The sequence below is a fragment of the Sphingobacterium sp. CZ-2 genome (genome assembly GCF_004526235.1).
In the GTDB taxonomy this organism is placed as follows: domain Bacteria; phylum Bacteroidota; class Bacteroidia; order Sphingobacteriales; family Sphingobacteriaceae; genus Sphingobacterium; species Sphingobacterium tenebrionis.
The window spans coordinates 3,203,255-3,227,408 of record NZ_CP038159.1; the positions used below are offsets into that span (position 1 = coordinate 3,203,255).

Annotated in this window: 16 protein-coding genes; 9 read left to right on the plus strand and 7 right to left on the minus strand. The window is 39.8% G+C overall.

The genetic code is table 11. From position 1 onward, the window contains the following. Window positions 1-166 precede the first annotated feature (166 nt). Both E3D81_RS14060 and E3D81_RS14065 read right to left on the minus strand, forming a co-directional pair. Window positions 167-1,756, minus strand: a complete 1,590-nt coding sequence (locus E3D81_RS14060; RefSeq protein ID WP_245153226.1) for a RagB/SusD family nutrient uptake outer membrane protein — start codon at window positions 1,754-1,756, stop codon at window positions 167-169. Window positions 1,757-1,764: 8 nt separating this feature from the next. After that, entirely contained in the window at window positions 1,765-4,872 is a 3,108-nt protein-coding gene (locus tag E3D81_RS14065) for a SusC/RagA family TonB-linked outer membrane protein (RefSeq protein ID WP_134777873.1), read from the minus strand. A 354-nt stretch (window positions 4,873-5,226) separates the two neighbouring features. Between E3D81_RS14065 and E3D81_RS14070 the strand changes: the two genes are divergently transcribed. From E3D81_RS14070 to E3D81_RS14080, 3 genes are all read left to right on the plus strand, one after another. After that, the gene (locus E3D81_RS14070; RefSeq protein ID WP_134777874.1) at window positions 5,227-6,243 is read left to right on the plus strand and encodes an alpha/beta fold hydrolase; all 1,017 of its coding nucleotides are present in this window, start codon (window positions 5,227-5,229) and stop codon (window positions 6,241-6,243) included. A gap of 399 nt (window positions 6,244-6,642) precedes the next feature. Beyond that, window positions 6,643-6,834: a hypothetical protein gene (locus tag E3D81_RS17260; RefSeq protein ID WP_167554316.1), complete on the plus strand. Its 192-nt coding sequence runs from the start codon at window positions 6,643-6,645 to the stop codon at window positions 6,832-6,834. Between the two features lie 69 nt (window positions 6,835-6,903). Next, window positions 6,904-8,643, plus strand: coding sequence for an FISUMP domain-containing protein (locus E3D81_RS14080; RefSeq protein ID WP_134777876.1), 1,740 nt, complete (start codon window positions 6,904-6,906; stop codon window positions 8,641-8,643). 321 nt (window positions 8,644-8,964) lie between these two features. Here the strand turns inward: E3D81_RS14080 and E3D81_RS14085 are convergent, their stop codons facing one another. Beyond that, window positions 8,965-10,254, minus strand: coding sequence for a DEAD/DEAH box helicase (locus E3D81_RS14085; protein ID WP_245153227.1), 1,290 nt, complete (start codon window positions 10,252-10,254; stop codon window positions 8,965-8,967). A 124-nt stretch (window positions 10,255-10,378) separates the two neighbouring features. Between E3D81_RS14085 and E3D81_RS14090 the strand changes: the two genes are divergently transcribed. Further along, on the plus strand, window positions 10,379-10,780 hold the full coding sequence (locus E3D81_RS14090; protein ID WP_134777877.1) for a hypothetical protein: 402 nt from the start codon (window positions 10,379-10,381) through the stop codon (window positions 10,778-10,780). Between the two features lie 275 nt (window positions 10,781-11,055). On the opposite strand, the gene E3D81_RS14095 is transcribed toward E3D81_RS14090, so the two are convergent. Continuing rightward, complete coding sequence (locus E3D81_RS14095; protein ID WP_134777878.1) at window positions 11,056-11,934, minus strand: DUF1963 domain-containing protein; 879 nt, start codon at window positions 11,932-11,934, stop codon at window positions 11,056-11,058. 478 nt (window positions 11,935-12,412) lie between these two features. Beyond that, a complete protein-coding gene (locus E3D81_RS14100; protein WP_134777879.1) occupies window positions 12,413-12,775 on the minus strand; it encodes a hypothetical protein in 363 nt (120 codons plus the stop codon). A gap of 303 nt (window positions 12,776-13,078) precedes the next feature. On the opposite strand from E3D81_RS14100, the gene E3D81_RS14105 reads away from it, so the two are divergent. Further along, window positions 13,079-13,969: a hypothetical protein gene (locus E3D81_RS14105; protein WP_134777880.1), complete on the plus strand. Its 891-nt coding sequence runs from the start codon at window positions 13,079-13,081 to the stop codon at window positions 13,967-13,969. A 293-nt stretch (window positions 13,970-14,262) separates the two neighbouring features. Here E3D81_RS14105 and E3D81_RS14110 read toward each other — a convergent pair whose 3' ends face one another. Beyond that, window positions 14,263-14,748, minus strand: coding sequence for a very short patch repair endonuclease (locus E3D81_RS14110; protein ID WP_134777881.1), 486 nt, complete (start codon window positions 14,746-14,748; stop codon window positions 14,263-14,265). 314 nt (window positions 14,749-15,062) lie between these two features. Between E3D81_RS14110 and E3D81_RS14115 the strand changes: the two genes are divergently transcribed. After that, on the plus strand, window positions 15,063-16,397 hold the full coding sequence (locus tag E3D81_RS14115) for a hypothetical protein (RefSeq protein WP_134777882.1): 1,335 nt from the start codon (window positions 15,063-15,065) through the stop codon (window positions 16,395-16,397). A gap of 268 nt (window positions 16,398-16,665) precedes the next feature. On the opposite strand, the gene E3D81_RS14120 is transcribed toward E3D81_RS14115, so the two are convergent. Further along, a complete protein-coding gene (locus E3D81_RS14120; RefSeq protein ID WP_167554317.1) occupies window positions 16,666-17,445 on the minus strand; it encodes an agmatine deiminase family protein in 780 nt (259 codons plus the stop codon). A gap of 540 nt (window positions 17,446-17,985) precedes the next feature. Here E3D81_RS14120 and E3D81_RS14125 point away from each other — a divergent pair. The 3 genes from E3D81_RS14125 to E3D81_RS14135 are packed head-to-tail and all read left to right on the plus strand — an operon-like array spanning window position 17,986 to window position 24,138. Continuing rightward, a complete protein-coding gene (locus tag E3D81_RS14125; protein ID WP_134777884.1) occupies window positions 17,986-18,906 on the plus strand; it encodes a hypothetical protein in 921 nt (306 codons plus the stop codon). Window positions 18,907-18,914: 8 nt separating this feature from the next. Beyond that, window positions 18,915-21,005: a phospholipase D-like domain-containing protein gene (locus tag E3D81_RS14130; protein WP_134777885.1), complete on the plus strand. Its 2,091-nt coding sequence runs from the start codon at window positions 18,915-18,917 to the stop codon at window positions 21,003-21,005. Continuing rightward, on the plus strand, window positions 20,998-24,138 hold the full coding sequence (locus E3D81_RS14135; RefSeq protein ID WP_134777886.1) for a DEAD/DEAH box helicase family protein: 3,141 nt from the start codon (window positions 20,998-21,000) through the stop codon (window positions 24,136-24,138). The genes E3D81_RS14130 and E3D81_RS14135 overlap by 8 nt, the downstream gene beginning before the upstream one ends. The last annotated feature ends 16 nt before the right edge of the window (window positions 24,139-24,154 follow it).

Sequence of the window (24,154 nt, forward strand, 5' to 3'; positions counted from 1 at the left end):
AAAAGACAAAGGCTAAAAAAGACAGGAGTAATACATTTTATTGCTCTCTTATTTAAATCGTTAAAGTACAGTCGATTATTTAAAGCCTTTAAATACAATCGCTTAATTACAGCATCTAAATACATTCGCTTCTTCATAAAATTCATTATTTATCACTTATCAAAAATTAATAATTCGGGTTTTGTACCATATTCGGATTCGCAATCATTTCCCGTTCCGGAATAGGCCATAATAATTCCCTGTTCTCGCGGTAGGTCCTCGCCTGTACCTGCACCAATTCTCCGGTCTGCGGATTTGTAGCTCCATAAACCATCCCGTTCATCTTCTCTGCAGCAATTCCCCAGCGGCGCAGGTCGAAGAAACGGCCTCCTTCCAAAGCCAGTTCCGCTTGTCTTTCCCGACGGACAAATTCGCGCATTTTGGCCTGAGAGTTATAGATAGCCGTGTTTAAGGCCGGCATGCTCGCGCGATCCCTGATTTGATTGATGAATTGGATGACCTCCGGATCATTAAATTGGTTCAGCTCGATCTTGGCTTCCGCAAAGTTCAACAGGATTTCCGCATAGCGGATGATCATGAAATCCAAGCTTCCGTTCTTGGCCTGTCGGTCCCTTGCATCCACATACTTCTTGATCCAAAAACCGGTGGCTGTCGATTTGGTCTCCCCAATCTTGTCGCTAGGGTTGTTAAAAGGATCCAGTTTATAATTTCCAGGGAATATTTCATTTGGAATAAAAACCGAAGCCGTCATCCGAGGATCGCGATTATTATTGTGGTTGGGATTCTTTTGGTAAATCTTCAAAGAATCCTGACCTAGCTCCTGGATGGTTTTTCCCTGTTTGGTTTCAAAATTATCCACTACCGTATTGGTCGGCGATAGGTAAGTTTCGCCGCCCACTCCAAAAGGCGCAAAGCTCGTCCAGGTATTAGAACAACCACTTTGTTTCGTAAAGATGCGTTCATTGTTCAGCTGGCCCACATAGGAAAACAATTCGTTGAAACTCTCCGCCTTATTGGTCTTACTGGTCCATAAACGATAAACCTTCGAGTCGATGATCTTTTTGGAGGCAGTTACCACCAAATCATAATCCTTTTCGTATAGCGCCAAGCGGGAGATCAATGCCCAACATACGCCTGAAGTAATCCGGAACCGATCTCGATCCACATAGCTGCTCGGCAATTCTTCTGCACATGCCTTCAATTCATCCACCACAAATTTGTACACCTCGGCCTTTGGCGTTCGCTTGGCCTGGTTCTCATTTGGTGTCAAGGATTTGGTAAGCAAAGGGATATCGCCAAACAGCATTAACATTTCCATATGGTAATACGCCCTCAAGGCGCGGGCTTCCAGCTTCATGCGCTCCTTTAAAGCAGCATCAAAGAAAGCCTTGTCCACATTTTCCAAAAAACGATTGGCACGGCGAATTGCGATGTAATCATCCTCCCAAACCATATTGGAAATCCCCCAACGGCTTGAAGCCAGACCACGGGTAAAAGAGTCATATTCCCCTTTCCAATCCCCGCGATGAACCGCTTCGTCGGATAATCCGGAGTAATACATGATGTTTCGGCCACGGCTACCACCAGGTGTGCCGACATACACGGTGCCCAAGGCATTCATCGCATCGGTTTCCGTTTTCCACCATTGGGCGTCGGTAATCCCCGAAGGGCTATCGTTTGTCAGGAATTTCTCGCAAGAACTGTTTCCAAGTCCTAAGGCGAGGAAAGTATATAGTAATAATCTATTTTTCATCATTAAAGCATTTAAAAATTAGCAGAAACACCTAGGGTAAACACGCGCATGATGCCGTAGGTCCAGGACCCTCCCTGCGATTCCGGATCCGCCATTTTTACCTTGGTAAATAGGAAAGGATTCTGCGCATTGGCATACAGACGGGCATTTTTGATACCCACCTTGCGGGTCATGTTGGATTGGAAAGTATATCCCGCCTGGATGAATTTTACACGTAGATAGCGGGCATCAAACAACCAGAAATCACTCACTAATATATTATTGGCCGGCAGGGACAGCAATCTCGGATAGATTGCATCCTGATTGTTCTCGCGCCAAGAATTGGCTGCCCTGAATTTTGTAGGAATACCTCCAGAAGCACTCTGGTTCAAAGGGTGCCACAAATATCCACTGGATTTACCACCCAGATTGGCCGAATAATCGTGCTTTCCGGTTCCCTGCAACAGGAACTCCAAATCGAACTGTTTGAACCTGAAGTTGAAGTTTGCGAAATAATTGATCCTTGGTGTCGGATCTCCGATCACTTGCTGATCCTTATCATCGATGATCCCATCGTTGTTCAGATCCACGTATTTGATGTCGCCAGGTCCTTGTTTCGGGCGGATAGGCACTTTTGCCGTTAACTTATCATTCTCAAAATCCGAGAACTGCAGGATCCCGTTGGACACATAGCCGTAAAAACTGCTGATGGCATGTCCTTTTTGGTTGATGTGGTTGCCGCTACGATAGGGGCCACCCACCAAGGAAGTGATCTCGTTTCGGTTATGGCTGATCCCTGGACGGATCCCAAAAGAGAAATCCTTTCCGATGCGATCCTTATAATCCAGGGCAATCTCCAGCCCCTTGTTGCTTACACTTCCAGCATTCAAAGGCGCCGAACCTATTGCTCCAGATAAGGCTACGGATGGCTTCAACAATACATCGTTGGTCTTTTTGTCGTAATAATCGAATATCACCGAGAATTTATTGTTGAATAAACCGAGGTCAAAACCGATATCCAGGATGCTCACTTTCTCCCAGGAGATGTTCGGATTTCCCCAAACATTTTCTACCCCGTTCTTCGTGTCTATCAGGTTCTGGTACAGGTAAAGTCCGATGTTTTCATTTCCTAACTGCCCGTAGGAAGCCCTGATCTTAAAATTATTGACCGCCTTGATGTTGAAGAAGTTTTCCTTGTGCACATTCCATCCCAAAGCGACGGAAGGGAAGTAGCCGAATTTATTTCCGGGGCCAAATTTGGAGGATCCATCCGCACGTAGGGACAATTCCGCCAAGTAACGGTCCTGATAGGAATAGTTCAACTTCGCGAAGCTGGAAACCAAGGTCGATACATTCCAATAGCCGTTATGGAATTTCTCCATCGAGAATCCACCCATGGCATATACTTGGTGCTCAGCAAAGGATTTGTTGTAATCCAAGGTTCCACCCAAATAAATGTAGGTATCGCGGACAGAGGCATGCGAATTCCGCTGCACATTCCAGGTCTGCACCAGCTCCTTGCTGTAATAATCAAAGAAATAATAATTGTCGCGCTGCTGCTTGTAAAGATCCGCATTCAAACGGTAACTGAACTGTCCCCGGAGGTTCAAGTTGTTCGTGATGCTCCATTTCGGTTGCAGGTTGATGGTCGCCTGGTCAAAAGTATAACCCAGGGTTCCGCCGACTTCCGCATAGGCAATAGGATTGACCAAATCGGCATATCGGCCGTAGATGGTTGGCCAGCCTTCTTCCTTCGGGTATTTCGGAAGCACATTTGGCGGAAGACGATAAAGGTCATCCAGCATCCTGATCCCGCCGTTTCCAATGCTACGATTAGGATATTGTGTATTTCTCCGGATGCCCAATACATCGAGATTAACCAGGAATCTCTTAGAAAGGGAAACCGACGTATTTGCCCGGATATTAAAACGGCTCATGCCGTTCAAGGGGAGCATGCCTTTTTGGTTCATGTAATTCCCGGTAATGGCAAAACGCGCCACATCATTACCACCGCTGATGGATAGCGAGTGGGAGGTAAGGGGGCTGAACTCATCAATAAGCTCCTTGGTCCAATTGGTGTTGGGGTATTTGATCGGATCTTCGCCCGAAGCGGTCTTCTTGATCTGTTCTTCGGTGAACAAGGCCTGACTTCCAGAGGCTACCTGCGCATAATTGTACATCTGCATGAAGGTAGGTGCATCGACAAAATCAGGTAAGATGTTTGGCGTCTGATGGCCGTAATAACCATCATAGAGCACCTTGATCTCGCCTGCTTTCCCTCTTTTGGTGGTTACGAGAATAACACCATTGGCAGCTCTGGCACCATAAATCGCGGCCGCGGCTGCGTCTTTCAGGATCGTCACACTTTCAATGGTTACCGGATCGATATGGTTCATGTCCATCGGCGTACCATCCACCAAGACCAATGGATTGGCATTGTTCAAGGTAGAGATGCCTCGGATTTTGATGCTCGCTGCATCGCCTCCCGGCATACCGGAACCCTGCTGTACGTTGAGCCCCGTAACACCACCTTGTAAGGCTTGACTTAAATTGGTGATCGGTTTTCCTTCGATGTTGGACTTGATGTCGAGATTGGCGATGGAGCTGGCGATGTGCTTCCGTTGCATTTCGTTCATCCCGACAACCACCACTTCATCGACATCAGAAATGTCCTGTTCTAGGGAGATGGTCAAGTTGCTTTCGTTTTTATTGACCAGGATTTCCCTTTTATGGTATCCTACGGCCGAAAATACAATTTTCTGGTCCTTCGGTACGCTGATGCTGTAATAACCCGCCTGATCCGTTTTGCCCAGCGGACTTCCGTCCTTGAGGCTAATGCTGACATCGGCAAGGGGAATAGGGGGCTCCTGGCTGTTGAATACCCGTCCTTTAATGGTTATTTTTTCCTGGGCTGCTGGGTGAGCAAGCAGATCCATGGGGGCAATGGCCAGACTGTTGTTGATCTGTGCTATTGAAGGTATTGACAGTTTGTTATTGATCTGTGCTATTGAAGGTATTGACAGTTTGTTATTGATCTGTGCAAATGCAGTCAATTGATAGCCAAGTAGGCAACTCGTTAAGAGCCACTTCGGTAATTGACTGGCGTTCTTGGATGATTGACTGGCGTTCTTTTTTTTCATAATTTTGAACTAATAAAAAATTGTGTATTCGATTTTTTTAAAATGGAATAAGGAGGAGCGCAATTCCTCTTTATTCTTTTTTTTATGGTCAGTTTAACGCATATTTTCCTCCTTTTTATTGTTTATAACTTTAGGGTAAATATTAGTGTTTATTAGCTAATATTTCGGCTCTAAAATTAGGTTGATTGCTTAATAATTTAATAAAGCTCAAAAATATCATCGTTTTGTTAATTGAACATTAATTAATATTTAAAATTGGTTAAATATTAATTTATTGTGTTGGTTTTCTACGGCTTAGTTTTTGTTGTGTTTAAGAGGAAAAAAATCATTGTAGACTCGTTTAAACAGATTATCATGAAAAACTCGATTTTATTATTTGCTATTGCTTTTTGGTCCTTTATATTCCACTCGACTTCTTTATCCGCACAGGAGAACCGACCGGTGTTGGATATCATGCTGAACAATTATAAATACCCCTATGAGGTGAAGTATTTTTCCTTCAACAGTCAGGGGGAGGATCTGAAAATGGGCTATATGGATGTGGCGGCTACTGATAATCCGAATGGGGAAGTGGTGGTTTTATTGCATGGAAAGAATTTCAATGGGGCGTATTGGCGGGAGCTGATCGCTGCTTTAAATAAAGATGGTTATCGGGTTATTGTTCCGGATCAGGTGGGCTTTGGAAAGTCTTCCAAACCAGTTGGTTATCAGTTCAGTTTTCAACAGCTTGCTTTGAATACCAAAATGCTTTTGGAGGAGCTGAACGTGGAGAAGATAAACCTGTTGGGGCATTCGATGGGTGGCATGTTGGCGACTAGATTTGCGCTGATGTATCCGGAGATGTGCAAGAAATTGATATTGGAGAATCCGATCGGTTTAGAGGATTGGAAGACAGTAGCGAGTTATACTTCGATTGATCAGCATTATCAGAATGAGCTGAAAGCGACATATGAAAGTACGCGTGAATATCAGAATACTTTTTACTACGATAAGAAATGGAAGGAAAATTATGATGAGTGGGTTTATCTGTTGACGGGTTGGGTGAAATCGCCGGATTATCCCCAAGTGGCGATGGTGAATGCGAAGACCGCGGATATGATATTTACGCAGCCTGTGGTTTATGAGTTTAAGGATTTGAATGTTCCAACTTTGTTGATTATTGGTACGAGGGATAGAACGGCTATTGGAAAGAATACGGTGAAGGATCCGGTGGTTAGGGAGTCGATGGGGCAGTATCAATTGCTGGGTAAGAAAACCCAGAAATTGATTAAAGGTTCGGAATTGGTAGAGCTGGATGATGTTGGTCATTTACCTCATATTGAAACTTTTGATCGATTTATTGTACCGTTGAAAGCTTTTTTGAAGAAATAACCCTCGTCATTGCGAGGAGGCACGACGAAGCAATCTTCCCACATGTCATGCTGAGCGAAGTCGAAGCATCTACATTTGGCCAACATACAGATCCTTCGACTTTGCTCAGGATGACACGAAAGAAAAGATTGCTTCGTTCCTCCCACCACGAAAGAAAAGATTGCTTCGTGCCTCGCAATGACGGCAGAAGTTCCTCGCAATGACGGCTGAAGTCCCTCGCAATGACGGTTAAATCCCCTCCATCATAGTTGTTCCAACACCTTTGTGGTTAGCAAACTACAACCGCAAAAAACCATAAAAATTATCCGTAAAAACATTCTTTTTCCACCTACTTTTGCTTCCGAATTAATAGAAATCATTAATCATTCCAACATTAATGATTCACACACTAACATCAAAATGAAAAACAATACGATAATGGGCAGCGGGGAAAAAGCGGCTTATATAAGCCCTAAAATTACATTGCATTTAATAGAATTAGAGAACGGAATTGCTGTTGGGTCTGCGGAAGTTCGCACCACCAATTCCAAAGGGATTATTGAGGATGAATGGGAGACAGGTAGTGATATCAATGGTACTTACGGCTGGTAATCCATATCCATCCCATCCATTTATTACAAATACTTCCCAACTAATTATTAAAGATTCAACATCAACAACATGAAAAAAGGATTACATCTCCCTATATATTTCACCCTTATCAGTTTCACGTTTTTAACTTTTACCTTCATCTCCTGCGACAAAAACTCAGGAAGTGGGGAAGGTGCTGGAGAGCCTGTTCTGGTAACTGTAAATATCGATGCCAACAGCAATTACGAGGATGGTGGCGATATTGGAAACAACAACGATCAGGAAGCTAAAACTATGGCATCCATTGGTCTACCTATTGAAAGCCATACCATTGAACTAAACGATAAATTTTTGTTGAAGGCCGAATTGATCCCTACAGGCCAATTCTCGCCCAATATCGCTAGAAAAATAAAGGCTTCAACAAGCCAAAATGCATCGGCTGATCTGAAGGCAGAAAAGAATCCTTTATCGCCTAATGTACGTTATAAATTAGTGGTGTTCAAAGCCAATGGCGATTACCTGCGGGAAGTAGATTATGTATATACGCAAGAGGCCAGTGCAGCAAAGCTGATGCTCGATGGAACGGTGTCCTATATCTTCGTCGCCTATTCTGTAAATTCTACTTCGGTTTTGCCTGCCATTACCTTCAGCAATCCGGCCAACAAAACCCTTAATACTGCTAGCGTAGTTGCACCGGCAGGAAACATGGACCTGATGTATTTCAGAAGAGACCTGACTTTGCCACAGAATACAGCGACCAATCTGGATGTGGTTTTGAAACATAAATTAACACAGATAACGACTACCATCGATGCTTCCCAAACGGAATACGATATCGATGCTCTATCGGGAGTTACCTTGAATAATCATTTACCAATTTCAACTTTGAATTTAAGTACAGGTAATATTACCCCGTCTGGTACTGCTACGACTGTTCCTTTGGTATTTCCTGCAGGAAATAGTATGATAAAGACGGCGGCACCAGCGATCATCAATGCAAGTCCTGCGGGAACAACATTGACGATAGGTAACTTAAGAATCACCCATGTCACGGCACCTGCTAATATCACACCTATAGGTCCTGTTACGGTAGTAGCTGGGTTTAAATACAATATGAAGTTGACAATAGTGCCTAATGATGAATTCCTTACTTATGAAAATCAAAAGGCGGTTAGGATCAATGGAAAGGTATGGATGCGATTGAATGTGGGAGCAACAGCTGGAGATCCTGATGCGAATCCAACGACTTATCTACATCAGGGGAATTATTACCAATGGGGGAGAAAATTTGTGGTTGGTTCTGGGACGTCAAATTTATCGAGTGCACCTTCAGGATGGGTTAGCTCCAATTTTAATTCACCTACTGCGTGGAATACAGGTACGGAGGCCGCTCCCAAAAAGAACATCACGAATGATCCTTGCCCTACAGGTTTTAGGGTTCCTACTAAACCAGAGATGGATGATTTATTATCTAGCACGATCATAACCAGGAATTCAGGTAATTTTACAACGAGTTCTACTAATTATAATTCGGCATTTGTTTTCACGAGTAAAAGGAAGAAATCGGTTAAATTAACCATGCCTTTGCAAGGTTATTATACGATTTTGGGGTATACTTCAAATGATCAAAATTATTCATTCGCTCCCTTCATCAGTTACCGAGGAACATATGGATTATATTTCAATAGTTATTTCCTAGCGCCCAGAGTCAATTCCAGATTAACCTTGATTGCCAATACAAGTTCCAATACAGCTAGTGTGGTTATTCAACAACCGCATAGCGGAAATACCGTAGAAAGTACGCCTATCCGTTGTATTGCTGGGAATTAGGCGGAGAAACGTGAGGGGTTTTGTCCGTCATCGCTAGTAAAAGCGTCATTGTGAGGAAATGCGTCATGGGAGGCACTTTGTCCGTCATTGCGAGGAGGCACGACGAAGCAATCTTCCCACATGTCATGCTGAGCGAAGTCGAAGCATCTACATTTGGCCAACATACAGATCCTTCGACGTTGCTCAGGATGACACGAAAGAAAAGATTGCTTCGTTCCTCGCAATGACGCAGGAAAGATTGCTTCATACCTCGCAATGACGGGAAGAGTACCTCGCAATGACGGTTCTAACGTCTAATATCTATCATCTATAATCTAAACCCTACCTTCTCTTATTCGCTTTGCTCATTTTCGCCTTTACGCCGCTGCCATAATTATAAGTCTTGCTATTGCTTTCCTTCTTTTTGTGGAAGGCGCCACCTCTAGTTTCATCCTCTTCTTCCTTTTGCTTTCCGCTATCATTGGATGGGGAATAGATCAATAAATCCTCCGGCAGATCCATCACCGGAATCTTCTTGCCCAATGCCTGTTCGATCTTCCTTAATTCCGGCAATTCAATGTCCGTCGAAAAGGTAATGGCGATTGCCTCATCCTGGCCGTTATCCGAGCCGGATTTCAATACATGCTTCACAAAAACATCCTTATCCTCCGGAATATCGATGTGGAAAATAAATGGGATGCCCGACAGATTCAGTTCATGGCCATCCTCGTTGGCGACCAATAAGATCCGATAATCGGAATTCTGTTTGAATATTTCGATATCATCGATCCGATGGTTATCCTCATCGTACAATTGATAAAGAACGGCTGAACCTTTCTTCACCTGCAGTCTTTCTTTCAGTTTCTGTGCTGTCTGACGGGAATTGGCAAATACTACAACCTTCTCAAACACTTCCTCATCCGCCATCAGGTTGTTCAGCAAGTTGATCTTGGTCGTGAAATTAGGAACCTGATAGAGCATCAGGTCGTGCGTATCGATCTCATCTGCGGATAATTCATCCACTTCCACCAAAGTAGGGAAAGGCATGAACTCATCGATCATCAGGTGCAGTTTATCATGGTCCACCGTACTGAAACAAAGGTATTGCACATTGCCACAGCTCTGTGCCAATTCGCGTACATTGGTGGCCATGCCCTGTTTAACCATCTCTTCCGCATCATCCAGGATGAAGGTCTGGATCCGGTTCAGGTTAAGCCCCAATTTCAGGTATACCGCGCGGGCACGATTTGGTGTTGCCACCACGATATCCACTCCACGCACCAATCCTTCAATTTCTTCCTCCATGCTTCCAGAAGGTTTTAGGCCCATGATATGGAGATCTTTATTCTTGCTGATGGCATAGAACTGTTCGATGATCTCAGCGATTTTCTCCTCATTCGGTGTCAGGATCAAAACCTTAGGCGCTTCATCCTGGGTATATTTCAAACGCGAAAGTACCCCCAATATGTAGGTGGTTGTCTTACCGGTTCCTTCAGGTGCAATTCCGAGGATACTATGTCCGCCAATGATGCGGGACAAGGTTCTCAATTGGAATTCCTTGGCGGTAAAATAGCCCAATTCGCTCATATTGGCGTGAAGTCTTTTGCTAAGCTTTAATTTATCTAATGACACAGCAGATGGATTATATATAATGTGAAACCGCAAAGTTACGAAATTTATTGGCAAGGAAATTGCGCTTCAAGGACAATCACACAATTTCATTTATTAATAAAATATTGACCTTAAAATCTAACACATGAGAACGAAAAACAAATTATTCTGCTTGGCATTTATAGCGTTGACTTCCTTTGGCTTTTCCGGTTGTAGTAAAGATGATGATGTTTCCAATAGCGATGTGGAAGGCACATATACTGGAGAGATGACGGTTTACCCGGCTACCGGAATTAAGATCTTTGATAATACGACTTTGACGATTACCTCGGCAGGCGAGGGGAAGGTGAAGGTTACACCGGCAGCAAATACGGGTGGTGTAGCGGAGATCTTTGATGTATTTCCGGAGGATGGGTATATCGTGAATCCTGAAAATGATCCAAAAGGGACGTTTCTGTTCTATGGAAAGGATAATTCTTTAACGGTTTCTACCTTGGGAGATGTAAAAAAAGCTGGACAGTTTAGGTTTAAAGGCATTAAGCAGTAAGAAGAACGTCATTGCGAGGAACGAAGCAATCTTTCCTCTTGTCATGCTGAGCGAAGTCGAAGCATCTAAACATGGTACACGTACAGATCCTTCGACGCTGCTCAGGATGACAAAGTCTAAAGATTGCTTCGTCGTGCCTCCTCGCAATGACGTTCAGATTGCTTCGTTGTGCCTCCTCGCAATGACGTTCAGATTTCTTCGTCGTGCCTCCTCGCAATGACGCGCATGTGCCTCCTCGCAATGACGCGGTTTTAACTTCTCCTCAATCTCGAAAATTACGACTGCGCCCATACAAATTCACAGTTCACGAAATTCAGGTTTTTTAAATCTTCTTTCGGAATAAGTACGCTAAAAACACCCTCATCATTAAAACCATTTTCACCAACCTGTAAGAGTACCAGTTTATCTGAAAATGTAATTTCCTCAATCTCTTCTTCTTGTAATTGGCAGTTGGTATAAATTCCAAATATCTTTGATCTTTCAGCACCTGCAAAATAATTCCACTCTAATTCATCTTCTTCATCCAATTCATCTTCATCATCCAATTCCTCTTCATCATCAAATTCATCTTCATCCAATTCTTCCTCATCCAAATCTTCCTCATCCAATTCTTCCTCATCGTCTAAATCATCTTCAAAGTCGTCGTCATCATCTTCAAAGTCGTCGTCATCATCTTCAAAGTCGTCATCATCATAATCATCTTCTTCTTCACCATAGCGTTCTTCAAGCGTTTCAGTATCAGCAAAAATTTGGTCTATTAATACCCCAGAGAAAAAATCTTCCTCGTGTTCCTTGGTTACTCTGATTAATTCCTCGTTAGGAATATCGGCATAAATCACTTTACCTATGTCATTCCTTATATCAGCAAAGAAAATAAGTTGTCCTTTTTTTGGTAAAAGTCCTGTTTTGTCGAAAGGGGAGAATGCAGCCAAATCCAATTGTGCTGCAAATCGCAGACCTTCCGGATATTCTATTCCAATAGGTAAATCTACTACCGGCCCACCATAACGCGATTGTCCTAATGCGATTTCAATTTCCGTGTGTTTTACATTCTTGTCTGACATCCAATTCTGACGTCCCATAGAGGCAGGATAATATTCTCTTTCGTCTGCCGTAAAACTAATGATGTCAAATTTTTGCGTTCTTTTGTCCATAACAATACTTTCTTAGCCTTTTACACTCAAATTTAACCATTTAGGCTCTTAAAAAGATATGTATAAAATATTTGTTGATAGCTTAATATTTTATTTACAAACCCAGTAAAAGATCAAATTCATTTTCAAAGGACACCGATAAAACTGCCATATAGATTTCTTATTTTTTTAAAAGATTTTCTAAAATCAATGAGTGAAGCAATGTTTCTTTCCATGTCATTACGAGGTCTTTCCGCGTCATTGCGAGGTTTTTCCGCGTCATTGCGAGGAACGAAGCAATCTTTATCCATGTCATACTGAGCGAAGTCGAAGTATCTACATTTGGTACTCGTACAGATCCTTCGAAGCTGCTCAGGATGACAAAGGAAGAAAGATTGCTTCGTCGTACCTCCTCGCAATGACGCGGTTGTTCCTTCTCGCAATGACGTGGTAGGAAGATTGCTTCGTCGTACCTCCTCGCAATGACGCTTGCACTTATTTATTCACAAACCATGGTTGTAAACTCTAGTTGAAGTTGGGATTCGCCTTTGTCATTTACCGTTTGCCATTGATAACTTTTAAGAGAATAAGCATTTCCACCATCAAGCCTTACCCACTCATCAATACCTCTTGCTCCATTTCTCAAATCTCCAATACGTGTCAAACCAACTGGAGCTAGGTATTTCCTGTTTTCTACAAGAACTCTGCAATTTGAGGTTTTAACAGCTTCCGCTGCATCGATACTGGAATAAAAGGTTGCTTTAGTTAAACTAGGTAAGGTGTTGCTGATTTCCGTAGGCGACATGTATGTTGCGCAGGAAGTCATTAGTAAAAATATTCCCGTTATTTTTAAGAGTTTCATAATCAATGTGAAATGGTATTTCCTAAAGATACATTTTTTTTATAGAAAAAATCGTCAAGATCTATCTGCAAGAAACTATTATGCAATTTCTTTCGGCGTTATTGTGAAGCCTTACTCGTCATTGCGAGGCTCTTCGTCATTGCGAGGAACGAAGCAATCTTCTCGCATATCGAAAGATTGCTTCGTCGTGCCTCCTCGCAATGACGCGACCGTGCCTCCTCGCAATGACGCGGAGATTATCTCCTAACCACGTATAAAACAATCACGTAAATCCCACGTTTTAAAGGTATAAAACTCTACCTCATGAAAAGACATCTTCCATTTTTAGCCATGTTACCTATTCTTCTTTTAGGATCCTGCCAGTTTGAAAAAAGCGTTAAAAAGAATTTCAGGAATTATTCCGAAACCATTTCAGAGGGGATCGGAGTAGATCACATAAAGATAATCCAGAACGGAAAGGAAACACCCCATAACCTGTTTGAATTTGCTGATGATATCCGCTTTGTCTTTAACGATGTAACCGGTCTGAAAGAAAAGGAGGGTAGGGTTTATCCAAAGATGTCCATGAAGGTAGTTTCCAGTAAAAAGGAGACGGTATTCCATGAGCCGGACCTGCTCGCACAGAACCTCAAAGATGGAACTGACCTGAAGCCCTTGCAGTTGACAGCCAGTTTGGTTCCTGCCTTCTCCACGAAGGATAGTCCTTATGATATCTACCTGGAGATTACAGATGAGAATGGGAAAGGGAAACTTGATTACCACATGCGATTCGACCTTATAGACGGTAGATTGCTCTTTTTTGGCAAGGAAGGCTTGGATTATGAACATATTTATTTATATAACGAAAATAAAAATACCATAGTTAGGGATGGGAAAGTGGATGCGAAAGATGAATATACCCTGATGTTTGAGGGGATTTCTGGCCTTCAGACAAAGGATGGCATGGTCTATCCGGCATTGATGGTAGATATAACCGATAGCCTAGGGAAAAAAGTGTTGCATAATCCCAATGTCCTGCAGCAACTTACTGAAACCGGTATGAAAGAGTCTGAATTCCTGGAGAGCAAATTTCCGGTCACGATCCGTTTCAAACCTTATGAGTTGGTCAATCCTTGTGCGTTAAAGGCGGTTTTTGAGGATAAAATATCTGGGAAAAAGATCCGTGCAGGCGGCTTGATCCATATTGAATATTAAGATTTATATGAAGGAAAAATTTGAATGAAAGATTGCTTCGTCGTGCGTCATTGCGAGGCTCTTCGTCATTGCGAGGCTCTTCGTCATTGCGAGGCTCTTCGTCATTGCGAGGAACGAAGCAATCTTTAGCCATGTCATACTGAGCGAAGTCGAAGTATCTACATTTGGTAAACGTACAGATCCTTCGACGCTGCTCAGGATGACAAAGTGGAAAGATTGCTTCGTCGTGCCTCCTCGCAATGACGTGACTGTGCCTACTCGCGATGACGCAGAACCTCGCAATGACGCGACCATTAAGAGGAATACAACTTCCTCGTCTCCACATAGAGATCGATCTGGTTCAATACCTGCTCCAGGTTCTGCAGCACCTCCTTGCTCCAGAACCTGAATACCACATAGCCCATGTTCCGAAGGGCCTGATTGACCCGTTCATCCTTCTGCATGTTCCTTTCGATCTTCGGGATCCAAAAATCGCGGTTCGATTTGATCCTTTCCCGGTTTACCTTCCAATCCTGCCCATGCCAGAATTCCCCATCGATAAAAATGGCCAATCGGTATTTTTTGATCAGGATGTCCGGCCTTCCTGGCATTCTGCTGTCATGGATCCGGAAGCGGTAGTTCTTTGCCCATAAAGCCTTCCGCAACATAACCTCCGGTTTGGAGTTCTTTCCCCTGATCTTGGACATGGTCTTGCTGCGCTGGGGCGTGGTATAAAACCCAGCGGATTCCTCAAATCGAGGAACCTTTATCCGATCCTGTTCATCATCATAGGAGTGCATTTCTCAAAATTAAGAATTTTTGCTTGCTTAATCGTTAACCCTCTCTGTTAAGCACAATTTTATCGAATTTCAATACTCGCCCTACCTAAGGGCTAATTTATTGTAGATGGATTTCTATAATTATTAGAATAATATCCTAATAAGATATAAATATGTATGTATTCACACTAAATTCACGTTAAATTCATTTTATTTTAACAAATGGGATATAATTTGCATAAAAGTAAATAATCCAAAGTTTGGATTAGGCGCTTGATTAGGATTTGCGTCCTACCTATGTAAACTATCTTAAAACAGTATAATATTTTATTTACATGCTATTTATCAATCCTTTAGAGATCCTGAATTTAACGGGATCTTCCGTTCAGTTGCCCATCGACCAAGAAACCATCCGAGAAGCCAAGCAGAAGCTTTTTGCGGAGATGGATCAGGAATCAGGTGGATACCTCCGTTATTATGGGCTGGAGTTGAATAAGACCGAGTGTGAGCAGGCGATCAGGAAGTTGTCCCAAGCGGAACATATTCCATTCTACCAACTGGTTGCGGAACACAGGGACCTGAACGAGTTTCTGGTGAATGGAAATGATAGGCTATTCCGAGAACATGTTTTGCCCCTGGAGTTCCGTACCTACGACTTCATCTCGTTCATCAGTCCGTATTTCTCGGTGAAATTTGATCAAGCCTTATTGAAGGCCTATGAGAAGGCAGATCCGGTACGCTTAAAGGTCTTGGTCAATTACCTGATATTGATCGCTCCTGGTGATCTTCCTTTTGCCTATAAGAGTGTGTTTAATCTGTTGAAGGAGCGGGTGAAGCGGCTCTCGGATGTGATCTTGGAGATCCGGAAGGAGGACCATGCCTACGATGAGGAGTATATCGATGGATTGGTGGACTTGGTGAAGGAGTATTTTTCGGTGGAGGCCATCAATGGCTTGCCGGCCTGTTTCCATAATCAGGTGATGCAGGTGGCGGATGAGATCAATTACCTGAGCGTGGTGATCTGGTCGAACTTTGACAATAGCCATATTGCCTTCGAGCTGTTGGAACATGTGCTGAAGTTCAATATCTGCGGATCGAATACCCCCACGTTTCTGAAGAACTATGAACTGGTGAAGAAGAAATACCTGGAAAGGAAGAAGGAGGACAAGAGCATGGAGCCGATCAAGCGCTGTTCGGAATTCATCAAACAGTGTAAGGACAAGATCATTCTGATGGAGAACCGTACGCTGACGCTGAATCTTTTTTACCGTTGGATGAACACAGCGATCTCGATCAGGGAGCTCAACAAGCTGCCGAAGTCTTTTGATGGGATCAAGAACCAGGTGGGGATGTGCTTTGCGGAGATGGCGGTTACTGTGTGGAATTCCTATGGGAATATGGAGCTGGCGCAGAACCTGGTGAACAAGGCTTTCCGGATCCAGGGGCTGGACAGTAAATCGCATGATGTGGTAACCGGAACCCTGAACCAATTGAACAAGATTAAGGTGCAGTTGGAAGTGGAAAGATTGGCGGTGGCTAAGCCGGTGAAGAAGACTTGGTTTGAGAAGCATTCGGTGTTTCTGATCTCGGCGATCTGGTTCTTGATCGCAGGGATTTTGTATGTTATTTATCTGGCTTCCAATGGGTATATTGCGATGTTGATGTATTGAATGGAAGGGCTTTTTCGGTAGATCATTTTCTTAACGGGTATTATCCATTTTCTGCAGGTGGTTTAGGACTTGAAGGTTCAATATATGTTTGAATTTGGGGTGAAATCGCTGTTTAAGTATGTTTAAACCGAGGTGAAAGTAGGTAAAAAGTATGCAAAGCATAGGTTTTACATATTTTTACATTACTTTCAGTATGGTTTGGCGGCGAAGGCAACTTGGACTTATAGAAGGGAAGACAACCCATAATTATAATGATGTATTCTTGAAATCAATCCCAACTAATACAATGCAACAAACCACCTTCTTTGGCAAGATCATTACAATCTATTGGACAAATTTCCTTATTTGGAAAGACTTTTTCAAGCTTTTTCATGGCCATTTCGTCTTCAGGTAATTTAAAAATAGGCAATAAAATCTTTGAATCTGTTTCTATAAAATTAATATAAATACCTCTTGCAGATTGGTAAGTTTTGTTTTGACAAGGATTATAGGGGAGGAACTCAATGGTAAATCCTAGATCTTTTAATCTGACTTTTAGGTTTTCTGTATACTCATCTTGACCATCATTTATCAATATCCTGTTATCATCTATGATGTATAATACCCCATCTAGATGACCGGTAAAGTCTTTCTCCATGGCAGGAAGAAAATGCAGGTTTTCAGTTGCTAATTTTTCCTTCAGGATTTCAGTAATCTTTTCTTTTGAAAGTTTTGGATTGTCTGTAAATACACGTTCGGAAACAAAATATAAATCATTTTTGTAAACCACGGAACCTCCATCCATGATGATATCCACGTATTCATATTCTATTCCTAAATCCTTACATATGGTTTGGTTATCAGAAATCAAATGATGGAATTTAGGGTTCTGGAGATACTTTGGAAAATATTTGAATAAAATCCATTTTCCTTTTGAATTTCTGATCGGCATAAAATCCCTTACCCAAATATCTTTTGTGTTTGGAATTTCCTGAATACAGATTTGCTTTTTAATTTCTTGAAAAAGAATTTGATAACGGTTGTTAAAATATGAAGAAATACTAATCATGAAATGGTAATACATTATAAATCAAAATATGCAAAAAAACCTTTATTCTTACAAGAACTGTATGATAGGACCTTTAGATAGTTTGATATTCAAGTTTTGAATCAAATTAGAATATAAAATCTAAATCTTATTACGGTAATCCGTAAAGCTTTTTTATTCCTTTTATTATCTTCGCACATTAAGTGAATGTTAACATGAATTTCACTTACACACTAATACCATTATTAATATTCTTTGTTGATTTAAAATGCCTGTAGGTAGGAGTTTTCAAGAGAAAAGTTCTTTACTGTATTCGGCCAAGTCAATGATTTAACTAGTTTTATGTATTTTATTACCAAACAAGACCCCAATTATATCATAAAAGGTTCAAGAGATCCTTTGGGCTTTCAAGTTATCTGGCAAAGCGTTGCGAGGAAATTGATTCCCAATTTATCAACAGTTTCCAATAGTGTAATTGATTTTCAAATAATGAGTATGGCTCATTATACCAAAGAATCCAAAGGATTGGATGAAGCGACTTATAGGAAGTTTTTCAGTAGAATGGAAAAATTATTCGGATATGTCAGGTATTATCAAAATCCTAAATTTGGATTTAATGGGGTAGATAAGATCCGTAAGCTTTCGAATAGTTTTGAAGGAAAGGTCTACAGTATTTCAGACCAAGTGGAAATATTATCGAACCAGAGAGCCTATGGAATTTGGGGTAAATATAACCGACCTTTCCAAGATTGTGGAATCACTAATGATTCTTCGTTCCATATGTTGATGAAAGAAAAAATAGATTCCAATACTACTCTTAATCATCTACTTAATAGATTGTTGGATCCTAATCCAAGGAATACGGAAGTAACCAAGGATGAAATTCAAAATCTAGCTCACCTCATCCATAAACCATCTAATAAGGAAAAAGAAATTTATACTGATCATTTACTTTGTGATAACATTGGAAATCATTTATTAACTGAATTCAAAAACAATCCTGAGTTACAGTTTCAAAATCCATTAGAAATTTTGAATATAATCCATGAAAAAACCGAGAATGAAATCCTCAAAAACTCGGTAGATAAAATAATTAGAACGGAAAAAATTCTATGTCCATTAAATAGAGTTTTTCGCCATTTGCAATCGAAACCTTCCTGGTCTAGAAAAGAAATTGAAGATGATAATTTGATTGCCTCTATTCCTAAACATGTAAATCCGGAAAATTTGGATGAAAAATTATCCCCTTTATACCAGATATTACAAAGGGATAATTTGGGATTGGTGGAAGGGCTGCTAAATCAAAACAGAACGGTATGTGAAGCTAGAAAGTCATCACCTTGGATGGAATTTTCTGATGACCGACTCGATGTAAATATGAGTGATGGAGGGTATCCATTAAAAGGGTTAGATACTACAAAGGATTTTGATAATACCTGTTTCCTGGATAGTTATAGTTTTTTATATAGACAATTGAATTAGGATTTTATATGAAAGAAAATAGTGTCCCTCAGTTCATTCTAAAGGAAAAATTAGAGGAGCTTATCGATGGTCAAAAGGTTCATGCCGTGTTATTTTACAGTTTTAATTTTGATCCTATCTTTTTTGAAAATTACGTGATGCCTTTGTTTGTGCAAGAGGCTAATTTTTCAGACCTAATGATTTATAATAAAATCCTTTGGCGAAAGTATCAGAAAGAGGGCAAAATTCCAGCTATAACGGTGTATTGTGATTATTATGCAAAAGCAACAGAATCAGCTCCATCCTTAGGCTATGATATTAATTGTATCCAAGTGCCTAACCAAAAAAACTATATCTGTAACTTTCACCCCAAGCATATCTTTATTTTAGTTGATGTAAAAGGAGCCAAAGCTTCACATTCTGAGAAAAGGAAAAAATTAATTATGGTTACAGGCTCTGGGAATATTACACCTTCTGGTTGGTGCGATAATTTTGAGTGTTTCTCTATTCAAGAAATTTTCCCTAACAAAGTTTATCCAAATTATGTGAAAAGAAATACCATTCAAAAGCTTATTTTCCAAACGAAAAGCCTAACTATTAGTAAGGACAATGGAAATACTCAAGAAATTATTTCCGAAGATGATTTAGAAGGGGCAGAAAGAAAAATTAATGATTTTTTGAAATTTGTAGACATTGATGAAGATTTAGTTCAAAATAAAATGGACAAAAATAAAGCATTTTATTACCATAATAGTTTATTCCAGGATTTTAGTGAGTTTATAAATAGCCATATTCCTGAAAAGGAAACCATCCATACAATAGAAATTGTCTCACCATATTTCAGTTCGGATATTTCTTTGCTCTCCTTACTTAATAAGGAATTGAGTGATCCAAGGATTCACATTTTAGTTCCTCGTTTAAAATCCAATCAAATCAATTTATTGGAAGAGAATTTTAATAAGATGAAAGTTCATGGCGTTCATTGGTGTAATTGGGCAAATCCGGATTTGAATAAGGAAGTAAGGGATTTACATGCTAAAATGTATCGATTTCATGGAGATAAAAAGGTTTATACAGTTATTGGATCTGTTAATTTCACTAATCCTGCATGGAAAAAATTCAGCAAGATGGATAATCAATCGAATATCGAATCTGCTGAATTATTTATTGAATCATATGAAAAGGTATATAATCTTTTATCACCCTTATCAGAATCCGAGATAGAAAAGCTTGAGTTTGTTCCTGTAATAAAAGAGGATCTTGAATTTCTAGAAGAAAATACGCTTGATCGCAATGCACCTCATCTTGAATTTACGCTGGATTGGAAGGAAAAAACTTTATTCGTTCAATCAGAAAAAAAGCAGGTTATGAATGGATTTCATTACCACAATTTATTCGAAAATTGTAAAGTAAGGAACAACCAACTAATGAAGCTTTCTGATGTGGATATGAATGTGCTTAGTTCTAATTCGATCATAAAATTGGAAAAGGTTATAAACGATAGAAAGTGTATTTATTCCTACTATCCAAATCATAAGAATATAGAGGTAAAACCCTTTGAATTTAAGTTATCCGCCTTACAAATCCTTCAATTGTGGCAAAAATTGAATCAAGAGGAAAGAGCGCAACAGGACTTATTGAACCTTATCCAACATGCAACTAATGAGTCGGGAGTTTTCAAGGATGAGCTTCTAATTCCGGTATCCATTTTAAATGAAATGGCGACTTATTTTAATGCATTAATAGATCTTGAAAAGTTCCTTTTTCCGCAAAAAGATCCTAAAAAGTTAGAGGAGCTAACTTATTACCTTTTTCATGAAAATATAGATACGATTCCTTTTTATTTGAAAACCTTAGAACAGGAAGTTGATCAAGGAAAACATAAAAATTTATATTGGATGGTTCTTCAGATTATCATCAACAATATCTATGATAAGGCAAAGGCATTGAAATTCAAAGCGGTAGATGAAGAGGTACGGGATTTTAAATTAAACGTAGCAACTCAGATGAAGAAATTAAAGAGGCATGCGGCTCACATTGCCCAGGAAATTCCGGGAATGGAAAGTAAGCAAGTTCAAGATTGGGTGATCAAAGAAATTAAAAGAAAAGAGTATGCCTAAAACCATCCAACAGATCCAAGAGATTTTGGATTTAAATCCTAATAATGCGATATCGCCTGCAATTAGTAATCGGCAATTAGAAGTTATTCGGAAATCTTATAATTACCTGATCAAATCAGCTAAAAATAATATCATTTATATAGCCGATGAAGTCGGTTTGGGTAAAACCTATATTGCCATGGGCATCATGGCTTTATTACGTCACCATTATAACAACCCATTGGAAAAGGATATGATCGTTGTACCTAAGGCTAACCTTCAGGATAAATGGGAGAGTGCGATAGGAGTTTTTTACCAATACAATCTACTGAAAAAATTCGATGACCAAGAACAAAATAAAGAACGTTATAACCCCATAAAATACCATAATATCCAGGGCATAAATGCCGATTCTTTATTTCATATATTTAGGATGAGCTCTTTTAGCAATATTGCTTTTGTTGCAGATGATGGGGATAGTGGAAATACATTTTACAGGAAGCTAATTGATGAATATTTCCATAAGGATGAATTTATTAAGGAGATCCTAGAACAAGCTAACAAAAAGCATTATTTTAAACATAAGAACAACAGAAAGCTTGGTCATCTCTTGGCCTACCTTTTTAATATTAAAAGTTCTAAGATAGGTTGCTTGGTTATTGATGAAGCCCATAATTATAAATATGGTCCAGGCAATGAGGACTGGTTTAGTTCCATAAGGAATAATGTGACCTCCCGTTTTTTGGGAGCCTATCGCGATCAACAGATTTTAGAAGATTTCCCTACTTTGGAATCGAAGATAAAATTTCCTTTAGCTAACAAAATTGTTTGTTTGTCGGCTACCCCAAAAGATAGATGCTTAAATGAAATCAAGAACCAGTTCGACTGTTTTGTTGATAAACATATTTTGAGTGGTTGTCAATCGCCGGAAGAGATCAAAACACGTTTACCCAAGTTTTTGATTCGAGGGAACATGGAATATCAATTGGATGCAGAAACCTATTCGCGGAACCAAAGTAGACACGAACATAGATCAGGAAATGTCAATAAATCAATTACTCCCGAAAAGTTGGAGATCAAAGATGATTTTGAAGGTACGTTTTGGCAATTGTTGCAGTACCAGTCCTTAAAGCATCTGAAATTAAAGAACGGTGTCTCCTTTGAAATGGGGATGCTTGCCGGATTTGAAAGCTATAAGGTGGATACGGATAAAAAATTGGCCAGTATTAAAGAATATGATGTAGAGCATAAAAAAGACAATCAGGAAAGCCAAGATATCAATGTGGTTAGAAGTATTATCGATTCATATAAACGAACCTTCAAACTATCTCTACCACCTCATCCTAAACAAAGTAAATTCGAGGCAGAGATCTTGAGCCAAATGCATCGGCAAGAGAAATCATTAACTTTTGTTAGACGGATAATGACGGTTAATGATCTTGAAAAACGCCTGTTGCACCTGTATGAAAAAGAAGTAGTGGTTGAGAACCAGCTTCGATTTAAAAGGCCATATACTGCTTTTGGTGAAAGCGATAAAATAAAAAGCATGTTGGATGATTGGAGTCAAAAAGATCATTTAAGGAAATTGCCTGTATTTATTGATGAACTCCTTAACTGTAAGGCCTGGAAGAAAACACTGAAGCGAATGTCTGAAGAAGAGTTGGATAAAGTACGGGAGTTTATTAAATCACTTTTAGGTAATGAAAGCAGTGATTTTAAATCAAGATTCATTGCATTTCAAAGTAAACCTTCTAAAATCGCTAAACAAAGGTTATTTGGCTATCTATTAGAAATCTTCCAAAGTAAACAAGTGAAAAATGTGAATATTAAGCATGTTAATGACTCAATTAATGGTTCATTCGCGAATAAAGCTTTAGGTACTGAAATTGAAGGTTCGGAAGATGATGAAGATGTGGATGATCTAGATAAAAACCAGTTTGATGGTTATTTTTTCAATACTTATTTTTCGTATGGTAACGGATTTCGATTTAAAGCCAAGATGTATAGGGAAAATTGGTTTGAAATTGATATTAGCTATTTACTGAATTATTTAAAATTATTTCAATTTGACCAATTTAAATTGGTTGAAGATCTGAAAAATATAAAATTAAAGACAAAGAAACCTAAGAAGAATCAATTATTCGCAGAAAGACAAAATACTATTAGGGATTATCTGTTGCAGAACGAATCTACTCTTATTAAAAATACCGAATTAAAGCATACGGAGATTCCAATTGAGGGCTTTGATGAATTTAATATTGAGGCAGAAAATACATTTCTAACTCAGTTATTGATTAAAGATTGCCATGCTGAATTGAACAATTGGTTAACGAAAGTTTTCCATATTGATAATAGTTTAGTAAATCTGATTCATCAATTAGAATATTTATCAAATATTTTAAGAAATATTTTTCGGAATGGATCTGGGTTGTTACCCTCTTTTGTCGCTGAATGTAATGAAAACGGGGAATCGTTTGAGCAAAGCTTGTTGATGCTAATTAAAGATGAAAATGCACCATTTCATCATGTTCTAGAAGAGGTGAAATGTATATTGAATGATTTTGATATTCTGATGAATACCAATTTTAATAAGAAGACCAAGAAGGAAATTGATAACATGTTCCGCTCGTTGAGTCCTGTTATCGCTGTTAGTGGACAGATTAAGCGAGATCGAAGCTTGGTGGCCGCACAATTCAGGATGCCTGGATTTCCTTATGCATTGATCAGTACAGATATTTTAAGGGAAGGAGAGGACCTGCATACCTATTGCCAAAATGTATATCATTACGGGATTGCCTGGAACCCTTCGGATATGGAGCAGCGGACTGGTAGGATAGACAGGATTAATTCTTTGAGCTTCCGTAATTTAAACCGACATAAGAAATTGGATTTTGATCATAAAATTCAGGTTTTCTATCCTTATTTAAGTCAATCTATCGAAGTAAACCAAGTAAATAAACTCTTGAAGAATATCAATCAGTTTACGGAGACCTTTAATGATATTGGTTCCAATGTGGTGTATGATAGGGAGGTGAAGATTGAGGAAGAGGTTAAAACAGATGGATTACCTGCTGCGATTCAAAATAAGATCAATCCTTTGTATGATGTTTGGAGTTTTAGGGATGAGGTGGAAGTGGAAAAAGTAGAATTGTAAATTATAATGTTAAATA

Excerpts from the sequence above, each read along its gene's own strand:
- E3D81_RS14060 (WP_245153226.1), bottom strand. The coding sequence starts at position 1,756 with ATGATGAAAAATAGATTATTACTATATACTTTCCTCGCCTTAGGACTT.
- E3D81_RS14065 (WP_134777873.1), bottom strand. The coding sequence starts at position 4,872 with ATGAAAAAAAAGAACGCCAGTCAATCATCCAAGAACGCCAGTCAATTA.
- E3D81_RS14070 (WP_134777874.1), top strand. The coding sequence starts at position 5,227 with ATGAAAAACTCGATTTTATTATTTGCTATTGCTTTTTGGTCCTTTATA.
- E3D81_RS17260 (WP_167554316.1), top strand. The coding sequence starts at position 6,643 with ATGAAAAACAATACGATAATGGGCAGCGGGGAAAAAGCGGCTTATATA.
- E3D81_RS14080 (WP_134777876.1), top strand. The coding sequence starts at position 6,904 with ATGAAAAAAGGATTACATCTCCCTATATATTTCACCCTTATCAGTTTC.
- E3D81_RS14090 (WP_134777877.1), top strand. The coding sequence starts at position 10,379 with ATGAGAACGAAAAACAAATTATTCTGCTTGGCATTTATAGCGTTGACT.
- E3D81_RS14095 (WP_134777878.1), bottom strand. The coding sequence starts at position 11,934 with ATGGACAAAAGAACGCAAAAATTTGACATCATTAGTTTTACGGCAGAC.
- E3D81_RS14100 (WP_134777879.1), bottom strand. The coding sequence starts at position 12,775 with ATGAAACTCTTAAAAATAACGGGAATATTTTTACTAATGACTTCCTGC.
- E3D81_RS14105 (WP_134777880.1), top strand. The coding sequence starts at position 13,079 with ATGAAAAGACATCTTCCATTTTTAGCCATGTTACCTATTCTTCTTTTA.
- E3D81_RS14110 (WP_134777881.1), bottom strand. The coding sequence starts at position 14,748 with ATGCACTCCTATGATGATGAACAGGATCGGATAAAGGTTCCTCGATTT.
- E3D81_RS14115 (WP_134777882.1), top strand. The coding sequence starts at position 15,063 with ATGCTATTTATCAATCCTTTAGAGATCCTGAATTTAACGGGATCTTCC.
- E3D81_RS14120 (WP_167554317.1), bottom strand. The coding sequence starts at position 17,445 with ATGATTAGTATTTCTTCATATTTTAACAACCGTTATCAAATTCTTTTT.
- E3D81_RS14125 (WP_134777884.1), top strand. The coding sequence starts at position 17,986 with ATGGAAAAATTATTCGGATATGTCAGGTATTATCAAAATCCTAAATTT.
- E3D81_RS14130 (WP_134777885.1), top strand. The coding sequence starts at position 18,915 with ATGAAAGAAAATAGTGTCCCTCAGTTCATTCTAAAGGAAAAATTAGAG.
- E3D81_RS14135 (WP_134777886.1), top strand. The coding sequence starts at position 20,998 with ATGCCTAAAACCATCCAACAGATCCAAGAGATTTTGGATTTAAATCCT.